Source organism: Tenggerimyces flavus, assembly GCF_016907715.1.
Taxonomy (GTDB): Bacteria; Actinomycetota; Actinomycetes; order Propionibacteriales; family Actinopolymorphaceae; genus Tenggerimyces; species Tenggerimyces flavus.
The window spans coordinates 5244178-5258146 of record NZ_JAFBCM010000001.1 but is presented as its reverse complement, the minus strand read 5'-3'; the positions used below and the strand labels follow the sequence as shown (position 1 = coordinate 5258146).

At 71.0% G+C, this 13969-nt stretch carries 14 protein-coding genes; 6 read left to right on the top strand and 8 right to left on the bottom strand.

Annotated features, from left to right (window positions below; all coding sequences use genetic code 11):
* The first annotated feature begins 8 nt into the window (after positions 1–8).
* Positions 9–971: a Rieske (2Fe-2S) protein gene (locus JOD67_RS24640; protein ID WP_239554031.1), complete on the top strand. Its 963-nt coding sequence runs from the start codon at positions 9–11 to the stop codon at positions 969–971.
* Here the strand turns inward: JOD67_RS24640 and JOD67_RS24635 are convergent.
* The 7 genes from JOD67_RS24635 to corA are packed head-to-tail and all read right to left on the bottom strand — an operon-like array spanning position 935 to position 8454.
* Positions 935–2302 (bottom strand): amidase, encoded by a 1368-nt coding sequence (locus JOD67_RS24635; RefSeq protein WP_205120064.1) that lies wholly within the window; start codon positions 2300–2302, stop codon positions 935–937. The genes JOD67_RS24640 and JOD67_RS24635 overlap by 37 nt on opposite strands.
* Entirely contained in the window at positions 2299–3120 is an 822-nt protein-coding gene (locus JOD67_RS24630; protein ID WP_205120063.1) for a MerR family transcriptional regulator, read from the bottom strand. The genes JOD67_RS24635 and JOD67_RS24630 overlap by 4 nt, the downstream gene beginning before the upstream one ends.
* A 45-nt stretch (positions 3121–3165) precedes the next feature.
* Complete coding sequence (locus JOD67_RS24625; RefSeq protein ID WP_205120062.1) at positions 3166–3459, bottom strand: DUF6191 domain-containing protein; 294 nt, start codon at positions 3457–3459, stop codon at positions 3166–3168.
* A 9-nt stretch (positions 3460–3468) separates the two neighbouring features.
* Complete coding sequence (locus JOD67_RS24620; protein ID WP_307782537.1) at positions 3469–5643, bottom strand: FAD-dependent oxidoreductase; 2175 nt, start codon at positions 5641–5643, stop codon at positions 3469–3471.
* On the bottom strand, positions 5640–6443 hold the full coding sequence (locus JOD67_RS24610; RefSeq protein ID WP_205120061.1) for an ABC transporter permease subunit: 804 nt from the start codon (positions 6441–6443) through the stop codon (positions 5640–5642). Before JOD67_RS24610 ends, JOD67_RS24620 begins: the two co-directional genes overlap by 4 nt.
* The gene (locus JOD67_RS24605; protein WP_205120060.1) at positions 6440–7405 is read right to left on the bottom strand and encodes an ABC transporter ATP-binding protein; all 966 of its coding nucleotides are present in this window, start codon (positions 7403–7405) and stop codon (positions 6440–6442) included. The genes JOD67_RS24610 and JOD67_RS24605 overlap by 4 nt, the downstream gene beginning before the upstream one ends.
* Positions 7402–8454, bottom strand: coding sequence for a magnesium/cobalt transporter CorA (gene corA / locus JOD67_RS24600; RefSeq protein ID WP_239554029.1), 1053 nt, complete (start codon positions 8452–8454; stop codon positions 7402–7404). The genes JOD67_RS24605 and corA overlap by 4 nt, the downstream gene beginning before the upstream one ends.
* A 109-nt stretch (positions 8455–8563) precedes the next feature.
* On the opposite strand from corA, the gene JOD67_RS24595 reads away from it, so the two are divergent.
* Genes JOD67_RS24595 through JOD67_RS24575 form a run of 5 tightly spaced genes read left to right on the top strand, consistent with a single transcriptional unit; the run spans position 8564 to position 13363 of the window.
* A complete protein-coding gene (locus JOD67_RS24595) occupies positions 8564–9283 on the top strand; it encodes a histidine phosphatase family protein (protein WP_205120059.1) in 720 nt (239 codons plus the stop codon).
* Positions 9284–9293: 10 nt separating this feature from the next.
* Complete coding sequence (locus JOD67_RS24590) at positions 9294–9869, top strand: DUF3090 domain-containing protein (RefSeq protein ID WP_205120058.1); 576 nt, start codon at positions 9294–9296, stop codon at positions 9867–9869.
* A 10-nt stretch (positions 9870–9879) separates the two neighbouring features.
* On the top strand, positions 9880–10680 hold the full coding sequence (locus JOD67_RS24585) for an SCO1664 family protein (protein ID WP_205120057.1): 801 nt from the start codon (positions 9880–9882) through the stop codon (positions 10678–10680).
* Positions 10681–10700: 20 nt separating this feature from the next.
* Entirely contained in the window at positions 10701–11933 is a 1233-nt protein-coding gene (gene mshC, locus JOD67_RS24580; RefSeq protein ID WP_205120056.1) for a cysteine--1-D-myo-inosityl 2-amino-2-deoxy-alpha-D-glucopyranoside ligase, read from the top strand.
* Positions 11934–11971: 38 nt separating this feature from the next.
* Complete coding sequence (locus JOD67_RS24575; protein ID WP_205120055.1) at positions 11972–13363, top strand: amidohydrolase family protein; 1392 nt, start codon at positions 11972–11974, stop codon at positions 13361–13363.
* Here the strand turns inward: JOD67_RS24575 and JOD67_RS24570 are convergent.
* The gene (locus JOD67_RS24570) at positions 13360–13968 is read right to left on the bottom strand and encodes a nucleotidyltransferase domain-containing protein (RefSeq protein ID WP_205120054.1); all 609 of its coding nucleotides are present in this window, start codon (positions 13966–13968) and stop codon (positions 13360–13362) included. The two genes, JOD67_RS24575 and JOD67_RS24570, sit on opposite strands and share 4 nt — an antisense overlap.
* Position 13969 lies beyond the last annotated feature (1 nt).

The window sequence follows — 13969 nt, the reverse complement described above, 5'->3', positions numbered from 1 at the left end:
TGCGTCGCATGCCGCGCGTCAACTGGGCGCGGCAGACGCCGACCTGGCGGGAGGCGCGGCCCGGGCTGATCGAGGGTGCGCTCAAACGGGCCGAGGCGCGGCCGTCCGGCAACTGGTTCGTGCTCGCCGCTTCGTCGGAGGTCCGTGCGGACCGGCCGTTCGGGCGGACCGTCGCGGGGATCGAGCTGGTGGCGTGGCGTACGCAGGACGGCGCGTTGCACGTCGGGCCAGGCGCCTGCCCGCACCTCGGCGCGCCGCTCTGCCTCGCGGCGGTCGACGAGGGCCGGCTGGTGTGCCGGTGGCATGGGCTTTCGCTGTCCTCCAAGGGCTTCCCGGGTTGGGACCCGTACCCGGCGTACGACGACGGCGTCCTGGCCTGGGTACGGCTGGACTCGGTCGGCGGCGAGGAACCGCTGCCCGCGCCGGTGATCCCGCCCCGGCCGGCGTTGTCCACGAGCGTGGCGGCCGTGATGACGGCGGTCGGAACGTGCGAGCCCACCGACGTGGTCGCGAACCGGCTCGACCCCTGGCACGGCGCGTGGTTCCACCCGTACTCGTTCGCGCATCTGGACGTGCTCGAGGCGCCGGTTGATCCGTTGCCGGAGGACGATCGGTTCACGGTCGAGGTGACGTTCAAGGTGGCGGGCCGGGTGGGTGTGCCGGTCCAGGTGGCGTTCAGCTGCCCCGAGCCGCGCACGGTCGTGATGCACATCCTGTCCGGCGAGGGCGCGACGAGCGTGGTCGAGACGCACGCGACGCCGCTGGACGCCGACCCGTTCGGCCGCCCGCGTACGGCGGTGATCGAGGCCACCATCGCGTTCTCCGACCGCCGCGGCTTCGCCCTGGCCCGCACCGCCGCCCCCTTGCTGAGGCCAGCGATGCGCTTCGCGGCAGCCCGGCTGTGGAAGGACGACCTCGCCTACGCCGAACGCCGCTACGAGCTCCGCACCACCGGTCGGCTGCCGAGCTGACCGGGTAGGGCGCCCGACTGCTCGAGGGCGGCGGCGATGTCGAGGAGCTTGGTTTCGGACCAGCGCGGGCCGACGAGCTGGACGGCCGACGGGAGGCCGTCGATGACGCCGGCGGGGACGACGAGGCCTGGGAGGCCGGCGAGGCTGGCGAAGACGAGCTGGCTGCCTGACTCGAGGTACGACACCTGCTCCCCGTCCACGTCCACCGTCCCGTAGCCGTCGACGTGCGGGAACGGCAGCGTCATCGCCGCCGGCAGCAGGAGCGCGTCCACGTCGGCGAAGAACGTCTCCCAGACCGCGACGATCCGGTCGCGCTGCGACAACGCCTCGAAGTACCAGGCGAGCGACTGGTTCTCCACGCCGCCGGTGATGGTGTCGAGCAGCCCGTTGAACAGCTCGTACATCGCGTCCCAGTCCAGCGCCGGCTCGCGTTCCTCGACCTCCGCGCCGGCCGAGGACGCTGCGGCGGCGACGCGCGAGACCTGCTCGCGGACGACGTTCGCCACCTTCGCTCCCGCCAGCGCCGGTGTGAACGCCAGCCGCAATGACCCGAGCGAGCGCACGGCCCGATCCTCAACCGGTACGGGCGAAACGTCGCCATCCAAGCCGTCCGGTCCAGCGGTCAGACGGAGCGCGAGGTGCAGGTCGTCCAGGCTGCGGGCGAGCGGTCCGAGGGAGTTCATGATCCGTACGGTCCGGGCCGGACCACCAGGCGGCGCGAAGAAGCCCGTGACCGAGACGCGGTGCTCGGTGGGCCTGAGCCCGTACACACCGCAGAACGCGGCCGGCAGCCGGATCGAGCCGGCGAGGTCGGAGCCGTACTCCAGCGGCGTCATGCCGGTGGCGACCGCGGCAGTCGCGCCACCACTCGAGCCACCCGGCGAGCGGGTGAGGTCCCACGGGTTGTTCGTACGGCCGAAGAGCTCGTTCCCGGTCTGGTAGTCCGCTAGGTACGTAGGCACGTTGGTGTGCCCGATCAGGTTCGCGCCGGCGGCTCGGAGGCGGGCCGCGACCGTACCGTCCGCCGCGGCGATGCGGTCGAGGTCGGGCGTCCCGACCGTCGTCCGCAGGCCGGCAACGTCGAGCGCGTCCTTCAACGTCATCGGTACGCCGTGCAGCGCGCCCAAGGTGTCGCCGCGCGCGACCGCCTTGTCGGCCTCCTCGGCCTGAGCGCGGGCCACCTCTGGGTCGAGCGAGACGACCGCGTTCACCGACGGGTTGTCCTCGTCGATCCGCGCCAGCTGGGCGTCGAGCACCTCGCGAGCCGACGCCTCGCGGGTACGGATGCGGCGAGCCAGCTCGGAGGCGGTCAGGTCGCAGAGCTCGGTCATGAACGGTGTCCTTCGATCGACAGCTGCAGCTCGGTGACCCACGCGTCGATCCGGTCGGCCGGGCATTCGATGGTGTGCTCCCGGGGATAGCCGAGCGCGCGGTAGCCGTGCGCGTCGACCCAGCGGGCGAGCCGGTGCACGGTGGTGAGGACGTGGTCCATCGACCCGCGATGCAGGATCGTGGCCGCGCCGGTGAGAGCCGGCAGGTCGCGTACGGCGAAGTCAGGGCCGTGGTCGACGGCGACCGGCATCGCCGCGCGGACCAGGACGCCGCCGTCGTCGGCGTCCTCGTACATCGCGATCGGCAGCCCCATCGGTCGGACGCCTGCCGCGTGCAGCCGGCCGCCGAGGTCGCCCAGCAGCGGCCGGATCACCGAGGTGATGGACTCCGGCGAGAAGTCGGAGGCCGCACCGGTGAGCTCGGCAACCCGTACCGGCGGAACGTCCTTCAGCACGACCTCGTCCGCCGACATCGCGCCCTCCTGCTCGATCGACGCGAGGCGCGCGTCGACGCTGAGTAGGCGGGTCTGGTCGTCCGCGATCCGCTGGGCGAGCTCGGCCTGCCGCAGCTTGAGCATGCCGCGCAGCTCCGCCACGCTGACGTGGTCGTCGAGGATGCTCTGCACCTGCTGGAGGGTGAACCCGAGATCCTTCAGCGCCACGACCCGGTTGAGCCGCGCGAGCTGGTCGGCCTCGTACGACCGGTAGCCCGTGACCGGATCGGTGTACGCGGGCTGCAGCAGCCCGATCGCGTCGTAGTGCCTGAGCATCCGCACCGACACACGGCCGTGTCGGGCGAAGTCGCCGATGCTGAACATGAGACCAGTTGTAGGCCCTGACACCGTGTCAGAGTCAACCGCGGCCTAGCGCTCCTTGGGTGGGAGCCGGATGACGGCGGTGCCGTCGGAGAGGTCGACCTTGCTGCGCGGGGGCGCGCCGTCCGGGTTCTCCACTGGCGCCTCGGCCTCGTGCTGGCGCTGGTCGAGCTCCCGCTGCTTGCCCGGGTTGAAGATCGCGTCGATTCCCTCGAGCGCCGTGCCGACCCCGCCGCCGGTCTCGGAGGGTTTGGCGTGCTGCATCAGCCAGCTGAGCAGCGGGAACACCAGCAGGACCGCGACGACACCCACCACGATCGCGACCACACCCCACCCGCTCATGGCGTCAGCCTACGTCGCGAACTGCCGGCTGAGGGTGCGAAGCAGCCGGGAGCGGCCGTGGTTGGGAACGGTCCACACCGGGTGGCCGCGCAGGTCCCAGCGGGCGAGGAGCGTGTTGGCGGCGAGCAGGCCACTCGTCGCCGCGCGTTCCATCAGCGCCACGGGGAGATCGACGCGTACATGGTCGCCGGCGAGCAGCACGCGCGGGTCGGGGGTCGTGATCGACGGCCGGTGCGCGAACCCGTCGACCGCGAACAGCGGGCAGTCCGCGCGCAGCTCGTGCCGTTCGTCGACGATCCGCGCCGCGGCCGTCTCGGGATACACCCGGTGCAGCGCGTCCAGCAGGGAACGCTGCACCGAGGGCAGGTCGTGGTCGTACGGCAACGCGTACGCGTGCAGCTCGACGACCGAGCCGCCTGTCGCCTCCGCCCAGCGGCGCGCCTCGCCCTCGTACTGGTTCAGCACCGACACGTTGTCCAACGGCCCGTAGCCGGCCGTCCCGACGAACGGCTCGCGCGACACCGGACGATCAAGCCAGTAACGCGAAACGAGAAACGGGGGAGCGGAACGCAGACTGTCAACCCGAGGTTGCCAAGCCCCAGGATCCATCGACCGAAGCCCCGCGACGTCCGCCGCGACCACCACCGCGTCGGCGTCCAGCGACGAGACCGACGAGACCGCGGTCCCGGTGTGCACCTGAGCGCCGAGTCCCTCGAGGTACGTGCCGAGCCGCGACCACCACGGGAACGGCTCGGCCGGAACGTCGAACAGCAGACCCTCGGACGAGCCGAGGAAGTACAGGTGGAACATCGTCACGAGCTCCGCCGCCGACAGGACGTCCGGTTCGGCGAAGAAGCTCCGCGAGAACACCGAGAACGCCAGCTCCCTCGCAGCGGCAGGGAATCCGATCCGCTTCAGGAACTCGTCGGCCGACAGCGCGTCGTACCGCTCGTACACCGCCGGCACCGACACGTCCACGAGGGGCAGCGCGTTCCGCGGCCGCAACCCGAGCAGGTCACGCGCCGACACGGTCGGGCTCGAGGCCATGAACGCGGCAGCGTTCAGCGGCGGCACGCGCGGCAGCTTGGCGAAGCTGTCCCGCGTCCCGTTCGCGTGCAGCAACGGGTAGTCGGCCACCGCGACGAGCTGGTCGAGCGCCGGATCGACGCGCCGCAGCAGCGCCCGCAGGTTGTAGTACTGGCGGAAGAACGCGTGGAACCCGCGCGTCATCGTGACGACCGAGCCGTCCCGCAGCGTCGTCGGCCAGCCGCCCGCGCGGCCGCCGAGGTACGCCTCCCGCTCGTACAGCGAGACGGCGACGCCGCGTTCGGCCAGTGCCACGGCGGCGGACAGCCCGGCGATCCCGCCGCCCACCACGGCGACGCGCGGACGTCCGTCGACCGAGGCCCGAGCACGTCCCGGCGCGGCCGGCAGCAGCACGGCCTTCCGGTCCCGCCGCTCGTCCCGGACCAGCGGCACCGCACGTTCCTCGACCGGTCGCCGGCCGAGGAACGTGTGCACGATCCCGCGCTGCCACCCCGTGACCGGCAACACCCGCACGTCGCCGAAGCCAGAACGCCGGAGCCGCGACGCGAACGCCGAAGCGCCGTCGAACGCGAGCACGCTCCGCCAGAGGTACCGGTACAACGTCGCGTCGCCCGACAACGCCGCGCCGGCCGGGATGATCACGCTCCAGCAGATCGCGTTCCAGATCGCCTTGGCCACCAGGGAGTCCGCGACGGAGTACTCGTGGATCGCGAGCGCGGCACCGGGCTTCAGCAGGGCGTGGAGCGAGCCGAGCACCTGGTCGGCCGAGGGGACGTTGCGGATCAGGTACGCCGCGAAGATCCCGTCGAACGGGCCGCGGACGCCGGCCGCGGCCAGCCCTTCGGCGCGGGCGTGCACGAACCGCACGTTCGCCGGCCACGACTTGGCGCGCGCCTGCGCCAGCATCCCGGCCGACGCATCCACCGCGACGATCTCCGCCTGCGGAGCGACGGCGAGCAGCGCCGCCGTCGACGCGCCGGTTCCGCAGCCGAGATCCAGCAGGCGCAGCCCCGATCCATCACCGGACAGGCCGAGCCGCCGCGCGGACAGCCGCAGATGCTCGTGGTAGCCGGGGTTGGCGCCCACCAGCCGGTCGTACGCGGCCGCCGCCCGGTCGAACTCCTCGGGCACCCTCACAGCCGCGACCCCAGCCGCTCCCGCGCGAGCGAGCGCGACCCGATCCACACGAACAGCACCGCCAGGCACCACAACACGACGCCGACGACGATGACCAGCAGCCGGTTGAGGAACACCAGCCCGGAGAACTGCCCGACGATGATGAACACCAACGGCAGAACGGAGACGCCGGCGATCTGCTGCGCGCCCTGGATCGTCCGCGTCCGGGCCGAGATCACCAACGACAACGCGAGCGCGGCACCGGCCAGCGACGGGCCGAGCCACAGCACCAGCAAGAGCCAGTTGACAGTGGGCAGGAACGGTCCGCCGATCGCGGACCACAGCATGACGTCGGTGACGATCGCGTAGACCAGCGTGCCGCCGAACAGCACGACGTACGCGGGGATCAGCGCGACGAGCAGCTTCGCCACGAGCAGGTCGCGGTCGCTCACCGGGGCGAGTAGCAGGCCTTCGAGTGTGCCGCGTTCTCGTTCGCCGGCGACCGCGTCGGTGGCGATGACCTGCGCGACGATCAGCGGGACGACGAGCGTCAACGGGGGCAGCAGCGAGCCGAGCACGAGGCCGGCGAGTCTGGGGCCTGACTCCTCCGGCAGGTCGCGGACGATCTCCTGCGGCACCGTGCGGAGCAGGTCGGCGAGGTCGCGCGGCGGCAGCTCGAGCTGGGCGATGAGGCCCGCCAGGACGGGCATGACGAGCACGAACAGCACCGGCATCACGATCATCGGCACGATGACCGCCTTGCTGCGCGCGACGACGGCGAGGTCGCGGCGCACGATCGCCCGGATCGCTCGCCAGTTCATGCCGGCCGTCCCGCGTAGAGCGCGAGGTAGACGTCCTCGAGGCTGGGCTCGAACGGGCGGACCCCGTAGATGCGTACGTGCGCCGCGGCGAGCGAGCCGACGAGCTCGGGCAGCTGGTGACGGGGGAGCCCTCGGCCGCGAAGCACGGTGCTGCCGTTCGGACCGGGCACCACCTCGATCGCGTCGGCACCGACGGCCTTCGCGAGGATGTCCCGCGCGGTCTCGGCGTCCTCGCGGGCGACCTCCACCTCGACCGCCGCGGCCGCGAGCTGCGCGCTGAGCTCGGCGGGAGTGCCGGCGGCAGCGACCCGCCCGTGGTCGAGGACGACGACCCGGTCGCACAGCAGCTGCGCCTCGACCAGGTCGTGCGTACAGAGCACGACGGTCCGCCCGGCCTCGCGGGACAGCCGGGCGATCAGCTCGCGAACCATCCGTACCGCAAGGGGATCCAGCTGTGCCGACGGCTCGTCGAGCAGCAGGACCTCCGGCTCCGGGAGCAGGACGCGGGCGAGCGCGAGGCGCTGCCGCATGCCGGCGCTGAAGCCCTCGACCCGGTCCTCGGCGCGGTCGGTCAGGTCGAACTCGGCGAGCGAACGTTCGATGCGTTCGGTCAGCCCGTCGCGCGGGACGCCGAACAGCTCGGCCGCGAAGCGCAGGTTGGCCCGCGCGGTGAGCCGCAGGTCGAGGAACGGGCCGGTGGGCAGCACGCCGAGCCGGCGGCGTACGGACACGCCGTCGGCGACCGGGTCCTGCCCGTCGACGCGCACCTTGCCCTTCGTCGGCGTGAGGACGCCGGCGATGAGGCGGACGACCGTTGTCTTGCCCGCGCCGTTGTGGCCGAGCAGGCCGAGCACCTCGCCGCGTTCGATCGACAGCGTGACCCCGTCGACGGCGCGCACGACGCCGTTCTGGGCGCGCCCCTTGGTGTCGAACGTGCGGTGCACGTCGGCGAGCTCGATCACAGCCACTTCTTGGCCTTGAAGTAGCGGTAGACGCCGTAACAGGCGACCACCATCGCGACCATCACGAGCGGGTAGCCGAGGCGCCACTGGAGCTCGGGCATGTGCACGAAGTTCATGCCGTAGACGCCGGCGATCATCGTGGGTACGGCGACGATCGCGGCCGCCGCGGAGATCTTGCGGACGTCCTCGTTCTGCTGGACGCCGACGCGGGCGAGGTGGGCGGAGAGAGCGGAGGTGAGCAGCTCGTCGAGCGACTCGGCGTACTCCGCGAGCTTCTGGATGTGCTCGGAGACGCTGCGGAAGAACGGTGCGGCGTTGTCCGGCACCAGGTTGACGCTGCCGTCAGCGAGCCGCGTCATGGGCTCGACCAGCGGGCGGGACGCCTTGCGGAAGCGGAGCAACTCGCGCTTGACACGGTAGATCGCGTTCGCGTTGTCGGTGCGTTCGTTGGAGAAGACCGACTGCTCGACGTCGTCGGCATCGGTCTCCAGCTCGAGCGTGACGTCGCCGTAGGAGTCGACGACGTGGTCGCAGATCGCGTACAGGATGCCGGCCGGGCCGTGGCCGAGCAGGCTCGCCTTCTGTTCGAGGTCGGCGCGGATGTCGCCGAGCTGGCTGCCCTCGCCGTGGCGAACGGTGACGATGAAGTTGGCGCCCATGAAGATGTAGAGCTCGCCGTTCTCGACCGTGGAGTGGCCCGGGTCGTACCAGAGCGTCTTGAGCGACAGCAGCATCATGTCGTCGTACAGGTCGAGCTTCGGCCGTTCCCGCGCGTGCATGGCGTCCTCGACCGCCAGCCGGTGCAGGTCGAACGCCCGCGCGACCTCGTCCAGCTCGTCCTCGGTGGGCTCGACCAGGCCGATCCAGCAGAACGCGTCGTCGGACTGCTCGATCCGCGCGACGGCACTCCGGACGTCGGGCGCGGTCTCGACCCGCCTGCCGTCGAGGTAGACCCCGGAGTCCACGATCACGTCCCCATTGTGGTCGACCGTCCCTGAGCAAGCCGCTGACCCCACGCCGATCGCGCCGGTGATCATGTACGTGATCATGAAGGGAAACCGGCGTATATGACCGGTTCGGCTTCATGATCACGTACATGATCACGCCGCGGGGTGCGCTGGGCCGGTGCGGTTGGCGGACGTGGGTAGGCTCGCGGTCATGGCGACGTTGCTGCTCGTCCGCCACGGTCGGACGAAGGCCAACGCCGATGGTGTGCTGGCTGGATGGACGCCCGGTGTCGGGCTGGACGACCTCGGCCGCGGGCAGGCCGAGACCCTCGCGACGAGGCTCGCGAGCATCCCGTTGGCTGCCCTCATCGTGAGCCCGTTGGACCGCTGCCAGGAGACCGCGAAGGCCCTGGGCGGCCTCGACGGCCGCCCCGAACCGGTGACCGACGAGCGGCTCGGCGAGGCGAAGTACGGCGACTGGCAGGGCGAGAAGCTCAGCAAGCTCGCCAAGGATCCGCTCTGGAAGGTCGTGCAGCAGAACCCCAGCGGCGTCGTGTTCCCCGGCGAGGGCGGAGAGTCGCTCCGCACGATGTGGGACCGCTCGGTCGACGCCGTCCGCGAGTGGGACGCCAAGGTCGAGGCGGAGCACGGCCCGGACGCGATCTGGGCCGCGGTCAGCCACGGCGACGTGATCAAGGCGATCGTCGCCGACGCGCTCGGGCTGCACCTGGACCAGTTCCAGCGGATCATGGTCGATCCCTGCTCGGTCTCGATCGTCCGCTATACGCCGCTTCGTCCGTTCGTGATCAAGGTCAACGACACCGGCAGCGACCTCACCGCCCTCGTCCCCAAGAAGCCCCGGAAACGCCGCGCCAAGGCGCCGAGCCGAGATTCGGACGCGCCGGTCGGCGGCGGAGCCGGGACCGCGTAGGGTCGTATCCATGGCGCGCGTCGTCCACCTACACGAGATGCCCGAGCGCTTCGTGGCCGGAACGGTCGGAGCGCCGGGGCAACGTAGCTTCTATCTGCAGGCCCGCTCGAGCGACCAGATCACCACGGTCGCGCTGGAGAAGGAGCAGGTCAGCATCCTCGCCGAGCGCGTCGACGCGATGCTCGACGAGGTGCTACGCCTCACCGGCGGCAAGGCTGTGATCCCCGCGATCGTGCCGACCGACCTCGACGACGACAAGCCGCTCGAGCAGCCGATCATCGAGGAGTTCCGCGTCGGCACGCTGCGGCTGGCCTGGGACAGCGACACCGAGAAGGTCGTGATCGAGGCGTACGAGGTCACCGAGGAGGAGTCCGACCCGCCGCCCCCGGTGGAGGAGGACCCCGACGCCGAGGGACCGGAGACGCTGGTCGTCCGCATCACCGGAGCCCAGGCCCGCGCGTTCGTACGCCGGTCGCTCGCCCTCATCTCGCAGGGCCGGCCGCCGTGCCCGTTCTGCGGCGGGCCGCTCGACCCCGACGGGCACCTGTGCCCGCGGCAGAACGGCTACCGCCGGACCGAGCTGTAACGAACCGGCGATGGAATCCCTGGACCAGGCGGACGCACTGCGCCTGCTGCAGCAGGGCGACCTCTCGATCGAGGGGCGCCTGGTCGCGGCGTCGAACGCGACGTTCTACTGCTCGCTGACGATGGACGGCGTGCAGGCCGCCGCCGTCTACAAGCCTGTACGCGGCGAGCGGCCGCTTTGGGACTTCCCGAACGGCACGCTCGCGCAGCGCGAGGTGGCGACGTACCTGCTGTCCACGGCCTCCGGTTGGAACCTCGTCCCACCGACTGTGCTGCGCGACGGGCCGCTCGGCGAGGGCATGGCACAGCTGTGGATCGAGCCGGCGACCGACGTCGAGATGATCGACATCGTGCCTCGCTCCGAGGTGAAGCCCGGCTGGCGGCACGTCCTCGACGCGTTCGACTCCGACGGTGACGAGATCAGCCTGGTGCACGCGGAGAACGAGGACCTGCGCCGGCTCGCGGTGTTCGACTCGGTGGTCAACAACGCCGACCGCAAGGGCGGGCACGTGCTCGTCGACGAGCTGCAGCGGGTGTTCGCGGTCGACCACGGGCTGTGCTTCCACGAGGAGGACAAGCTCCGCACCGTGCTCTGGGGCTGGGCGGGCGAGGCCATGCCGCCCGAGTACGCCGAGGTGCTGGAGAAGCTCGAGTGCGACCTGGCCGGCGCCGTCGGCGGGGGACTGCGGAAGCTGATCCACCGCGACGAGCTGGACGCGCTGCGGACCAGGATCCAGCGGCTCCGGCTCTATCCGGTGTTCCCCGAGAGCGGTGGCGAGGGCTGGCCATCGATTCCCTGGCCGGTTTTCTGACGCCCGATAGGCTTCTAGGCATGAAATCCTGGTCCTCTCCAGACGTCCCCCGGCTGCCCGGAGCGGGACAGGTACCACAGATCTTCGACGTGGGGAGCGGCTCGCTCCGCCCCAGCGCGACCGGCCAGCAGGCGCGGATGTACGTCTGCGGCATCACGCCGTACGACGCGACGCACATCGGGCACACCGCCACCTACGTCGCGTTCGACCTGCTCAACCGGGCCTGGCGCGACGCCGGGCTGGACGTGACGTACGTCCAGAACGTCACCGACATCGACGACCCGCTGCTCGAGCGCGCCACCCGTGACGGCGAGGACTGGGCGGGGCTGGCCGAACGGCAGACCGAGCTGTTCCGGGGCGACATGTCCGCGCTGCGCGTGGTCGCGCCGGCGCAGTACATCGGCGCGGTCGAGGCGATCCCACTGGTCGTGGACTTCGTCGAGGGGCTGCGCGGCAAGGGCGCGGCGTACTCGGTCGACGGCGACCTGTACTTCCCGGTCGGGTCCGATCCCGACTTCGGTGCGGTGTCCGGGCTTTCTCGTTCGACCATGCTCGAGGTCTTCGCCGAGCGTGGCGGCGACCCGGACCGCGTGGGCAAGCGGGACCCGCTCGACTGCCTCCTGTGGCTGCTCCAGCGGCCGGGCGAGCCGGCCTGGTCGTCGTCGTTGGGCAGGGGCCGTCCGGGGTGGCATGTGGAGTGCTCGGCGATCGCGCTGGAACACCTGGGGATGAGCTTCGACATCCAGGGTGGCGGGTCGGACCTCACGTTCCCGCACCACGAGATGTGCGCGTCGGAGGCGCAGGTGCTCACCGGGGAGAAGCCGTTCGCGCACTCGTACGTCTACCAGGCGATGGTGGCGCTGGACGGCGAGAAGATGTCGAAGTCCAAGGGCAATCTGGTGTTCTCGTCGAAGCTGCGTGCTGACGGTGTGGACCCGATGGCTATCCGGTTGGTCTTGCTGACGCACCACTACCGGTCGCCCTGGGAGTGGTTCCCGTCGGACCTCGAGGCGGGGACTTCGCGGCTCGCTCGGTGGCGTGCGGCCGTTGGTTTGCCTTCCGGTGCGGACGCGTCGAAGGTCCTCCCTGGCGTACGGGACGCGCTGGCCTCGGACCTGGACGCGCCGGCAGCCGTCGCTGTCGTCGACGGGTGGGTGGACGCGACGCTGGCCGGAAGCGGCTCCGCCGGGGACGCTGAGGCACCGGCGGTCGTTCGTTCCGTGTGTGACTCTTTGCTCGGTGTCGCGCTCTAGCTTGATCGACTTGATCGACCTCGGGGGAGGCTGAACGCATGTGCCAGTTCCATGGCGGCGGGACGAGTGTGCCGTCGCCTGACCGGCTTGGTCGGCGCGCGTTGCTGGTCGGGGCCGGTGGGTCGGTCGCCGCCTTGGCGTTGTCGGCCGTGGCCCAGGCCGCGCCGCGAGCTCTGGGGCGGACGTGGGCTCTCGTCGGCGCCACGGTGATCGACTCGGTGCGTTCGTCTCCGCTGGTCGATGCCACGGTCCTCGTGCACGGCAACCGGCTCGCGCGGGTCGGACGGCGGCGCGACGTCGTACTGCCGCCGGGCACGACCGTGATCGACGGGCATGGGAAGTACGTCATCCCGGGGCTGGTCGACATGCACCACCATCTCGGTGGGACGTCGCTGGAGGAGCGGGCGGCGAACCTGCGGCAGCTGTTGGCGTTCGGCTACACGACGATCTTCGATCCGGCAGTGTCGTTGCCGGATCTCGTTGCGCTGAAGGGCTTTGCGGAGTCTGTCGACGCGCCGTACCCGCGCTACTTCGGCACGGGGCCGATGCTCGGGACGCCCGGTGGGTGGGGCGACTTCGGGACGCCGGAGACGCGGGTCGTGCCGTCCTCTTCGGCCGCCGCTTCGATCGTTGCCGAGTTCGCCGCTCATGGGGCGGACGCGATCAAGGTGGCGAACGACAACGTCTTGTGGGGCGGCGGATCTGCTGCCGAGATGCCCGAGGACGTCCAGGTCGCGATCGTGGCCGCGGCCCGGCGGCATCGGCTGCGGGTGTTCTTCCACGCGCCTTCGCTGCGGCTGGCCACGCAGGCCTTGCGGGCTGGGGCGCGCGGGCTGTTGCACGGGATCGTCGACGCGCCGCTGGACCGGTCGTTCCTCCGGCTGCTGCGGCGTTCCGATGCGTCGGCGTTGGAGACGTTCTCGTTGTTCGAGACGTTGGGCGACGTGGTGTCGTACGTGGGGCGGCAGCAGGCCTTCGACCGGTTGGGTCTCTATCCCTCGTCGGTGTACGACGCCTTGCGCAGTCCCGAGGCGATCGCCGCGATCGAGGCCTTCGTAGACCCTTCGGTGGTGGCGAAGCACCTGCCGATGCTGCGGGCGAACTCCCGGCGGCTGTTCTCCAGCGGCGCGAACGCGACGTTCGGCTCGGACGGTGGGACGTTCAGCCAAGCGCTGGGTGTGTCGAGCCACCTCGAGCTCGCCGTCCACGAGTCCGCCGGCCTGCGCCCCCACGAGATCCTCCGCGGAGCGACGTTGGGCGCGGCTCGCATGCTGGGCAGAGGCTACGAGCGCGGCTCGTTGGCCCCCGGCAAGCTCGCCGACCTGGTGGTGCTGAACGCGAACCCCTTGCAGTCCATCGCGAACCTGCACTTCGTCGACCAGGTGGCGAAGGACGGAAGGCTCTTCCGCGCAAGGGACCTGCTCGCCTAGATCTCGGCCAGCCAGGGGTGACCTGGTTGGAGCTGCTCCAGGGTCTTGCGCAGCCAGGATCGGCGGGACGGTTCCAGCAGCGGCAAGGTGACGGCGAGGTCCGCGCGGTCCTTCTCACGGTCCAGGTGCGCCTTCAGCAGCAGGGTGATCTCGGGACGCTGGTACGTGATCCCGTCGTGCTCGAACAGCACCCCAGCCATCGGCAGCCGTACGGCGTGGTCCCGGATGCAGAGCCACGTCGACCCCTCGTGCGGCGTCAGCAGCAGGTCGAACAGCCACGGGCTCGAGCCGTCCCGCCGGACCCAGAGCTGCCGGCACTCGTCCGGCAGGTCCGACGCCGATCGCAGCGGCCGGATAGAGCCGGCCACGTTCGTCCACACGCAGAGCGAGGAGCCCACGTGGGACAGTAGGCCAGCAAGGTCCGAACGCAGGATCGAGACGTCGATGTCCTCGTGCTCCCGCTCGACGCCGGTGAACGCCTCGATGGTCCAGCCACCGACGATCCACCACCGCACCGGCAGCCCAGCCAGCAGCGAGGCCACCCCGACAGGTGAGGGCGGCGTCCATGGCCCGTACCAGCGGTAGAACTCAGCGTCGTCCAGCAAG

Bases quoted from the DNA above. Each gene is read 5' to 3' on its own strand.
- JOD67_RS24595 (WP_205120059.1), top strand. From the start codon at position 8,564: ATGGCGACGTTGCTGCTCGTCCGCCACGGTCGGACGAAGGCCAACGCC.
- JOD67_RS24610 (WP_205120061.1), bottom strand. From the start codon at position 6,443: ATGAACTGGCGAGCGATCCGGGCGATCGTGCGCCGCGACCTCGCCGTC.
- JOD67_RS24625 (WP_205120062.1), bottom strand. From the start codon at position 3,459: ATGAGCGGGTGGGGTGTGGTCGCGATCGTGGTGGGTGTCGTCGCGGTC.
- JOD67_RS24635 (WP_205120064.1), bottom strand. From the start codon at position 2,302: ATGACCGAGCTCTGCGACCTGACCGCCTCCGAGCTGGCTCGCCGCATC.
- JOD67_RS24585 (WP_205120057.1), top strand. From the start codon at position 9,880: ATGGAATCCCTGGACCAGGCGGACGCACTGCGCCTGCTGCAGCAGGGC.
- mshC (WP_205120056.1), top strand. From the start codon at position 10,701: ATGAAATCCTGGTCCTCTCCAGACGTCCCCCGGCTGCCCGGAGCGGGA.
- JOD67_RS24640 (WP_239554031.1), top strand. From the start codon at position 9: ATGCCGCGCGTCAACTGGGCGCGGCAGACGCCGACCTGGCGGGAGGCG.
- JOD67_RS24630 (WP_205120063.1), bottom strand. From the start codon at position 3,120: ATGTTCAGCATCGGCGACTTCGCCCGACACGGCCGTGTGTCGGTGCGG.
- corA (WP_239554029.1), bottom strand. From the start codon at position 8,454: ATGATCACGTACATGATCACCGGCGCGATCGGCGTGGGGTCAGCGGCT.
- JOD67_RS24575 (WP_205120055.1), top strand. From the start codon at position 11,972: ATGTGCCAGTTCCATGGCGGCGGGACGAGTGTGCCGTCGCCTGACCGG.
- JOD67_RS24590 (WP_205120058.1), top strand. From the start codon at position 9,294: ATGGCGCGCGTCGTCCACCTACACGAGATGCCCGAGCGCTTCGTGGCC.